The organism is Allobosea sp. CER48 (assembly GCF_044752385.1).
In the GTDB taxonomy this organism is placed as follows: domain Bacteria; phylum Pseudomonadota; class Alphaproteobacteria; order Rhizobiales; family Beijerinckiaceae; genus Allobosea.
In genome coordinates, this window is record NZ_JBIWYK010000515.1 from 1 (window position 1) to 2,025 (window position 2,025).

General features: G+C 67.1%; 3 protein-coding genes. All 3 read right to left on the minus strand.

Annotation, left to right across the window (positions count from 1 at the left end; genetic code table 11):
- A partial coding sequence (locus ACIPIA_RS14995) for an NUDIX hydrolase (protein WP_400510702.1) occupies positions 1-446 on the minus strand: 446 nt, incomplete at its 3' end.
- 16 nt (positions 447-462) lie between these two features.
- On the minus strand, positions 463-1,239 hold the full coding sequence (locus tag ACIPIA_RS15000; RefSeq protein ID WP_400510704.1) for an SDR family NAD(P)-dependent oxidoreductase: 777 nt from the start codon (positions 1,237-1,239) through the stop codon (positions 463-465).
- Positions 1,240-1,252: 13 nt separating this feature from the next.
- Positions 1,253-1,867: a pyridoxamine 5'-phosphate oxidase gene (gene pdxH / locus ACIPIA_RS15005; protein ID WP_400510706.1), complete on the minus strand. Its 615-nt coding sequence runs from the start codon at positions 1,865-1,867 to the stop codon at positions 1,253-1,255.
- Positions 1,868-2,025 lie beyond the last annotated feature (158 nt).

Genomic DNA, 2,025 nt, shown 5'->3' on the forward strand with positions numbered 1-2,025 from the left:
GCCTGGCGAAGGACGGCGCCCAGTTCGCGGGTGGTCGCCAGCCCGCCGAGCTTCAGCGGATCGGCCCACATCACCGCGCCGGCTTCCGGGCCGGGCTGCGGCTCGCCGGACAGCCATTCGCCGACGAAGGAGGCGACGACGAAATGATGCGTCACGACGCCCTTGGTGTCGCGGCCGAAGATCTCGACATGGCGGTTGAAGCCGAGGATGCGCGCGGTGACGCCGACCTCTTCCTCGAGCTCGCGCAGGGCCGCCTGTTCGAGCGTCTCGCCGGCCTCGACCTTGCCGCCCGGCAGCGACCAGAGCTGGTCGGCGGGGGGCTTGGTGCGCGTCGCCAGCAATACCTTGCCCCCGCGGAAGACCGCGACCGAGGCGGCAAGTACCGGCCGCCCCGCGGCCCGGCCGATGGCCGGGAACCGGATGACCTGGCCGCTATCGGCGCTCATGCTGCCGAATCTCGCGTCAAACGTGCTGCCCGCCGTTGATGTGCAGCTCCGAACCGGTGACGTAGCTGGATGAGTCGGTGCAGAGGAAATAGATGGCCTTGGCGACCTCGTCGGTCTTGCCGAGCCGCTTCATCGGCAGGGTGGCGACGATCTTCTCCGTCCCCGGCGACAGGATCGCCGTGTCGATTTCGCCGGGCGAGATCGCGTTGACCCGGATGCCGAGCGGGCCGAAATCGGCGGCCATCTCGCGGGTGAGGCTGGCGAGCGCGGCCTTCGAGGTCGCATAGGCCGCTCCGGCGAAGGGGTGTACGCGGGAGCCGGCGATCGAGGTGACGTTGACGATGGCGCCCTGTGCCGCGGTCAACTCGTCGAGAAGGCCGCGCGCCAGCATGATCGGCGCGAAGAAATTGACCTGGAAGACCTTGTGCCAGTCGTTGAAGGATGTCGTGGCGGCGCCGAGACGTTCGCCGTTGCGCCCCTTCGGCGAGATGCCGGCATTGTTGACGAGCGCGTGCAGCTTGCCGCCTTCCGCAACGAGGCGCTTCTTGATCTCGGCGATGCCGCGCATGGTGTCCTCGGGGTCACCGAGGTCGATCTGGACATGGTCGTCCGCGCCCGAGGGCCAGGGGCATTTCTCGGAGAAGGCCTGGCGCGAGCAGGACAGGATGCGCCAGCCGGCCATGGCGAACTGCATCACCGTGGCATGGCCGATGCCGCGGCTCGCCCCGGTCAGCAGCATGACCGGGCGCTTGCCCGGCTCGGTCTTCGGAAAATCGAACTTCGGCATCGCCATGGGGCTGGAGTCCTCAAGGATAGAAGCGCGTCTTGGTCCACGGCTCGCCGGCAGCACCGCGTCGGAAGATGATGCGGTCATGCAGGCGGAAGGCACCGTCGCGCCAGAACTCGATATAGACCGGGGTGATGCGAAAGCCACGCCAATAGGGTGGACGCGGAATGTCGCCGATGCCGAACTTGAGGGTGTAGGCGGCGACAGCCTTTTCCAGGGCAAAGCGGCTCTCCAGCGGGCGCGACTGCTGCGAAGCCCAGGCTCCGATCCGGCTGTCGCGCGGGCGCGACTGGAAATAGGCATCCGATTCGGCGTCGGTGACCTGGGTCACCGTGCCGCGGATGCGGACCTGCCGGCGCAGGCTCTTCCAGTGGAACAGGGCGGCGGCCTTGGGCTGGCCGATGAGTTCCTCGCCCTTCTGGCTTTCGGTGTTGGTGTAGAAGACGAAGCCGTCCGGCCCATGGCCCTTCAGCAGCACCATGCGGCTGTTGGGCATGCCGTCTGCATCGACGGTCGAAAGCGCCATGCCGGTGGGGTCGTTCGGCTCGGATTTCGTCGCCTCGTCCAACCACTTCTGGAACAACGCAAAAGGCTCGTTCTCCTCGGTGAAGTCACCGCTCGTTAACGGTTGCACGTTCTAATCCTCGGTCAGTTGTGAAGGGCGTTGGGCGAGCGCGAAGTGATCCGGTTTCGGACGGGTGGTTTATATAGGGCAGGGGCCGGAGCGTTCCAAAGCCTTCCTGATCGCGCGGCCCCCATGCGTCCGCTGATGGCGGCTGCGGCGCTCGCGCT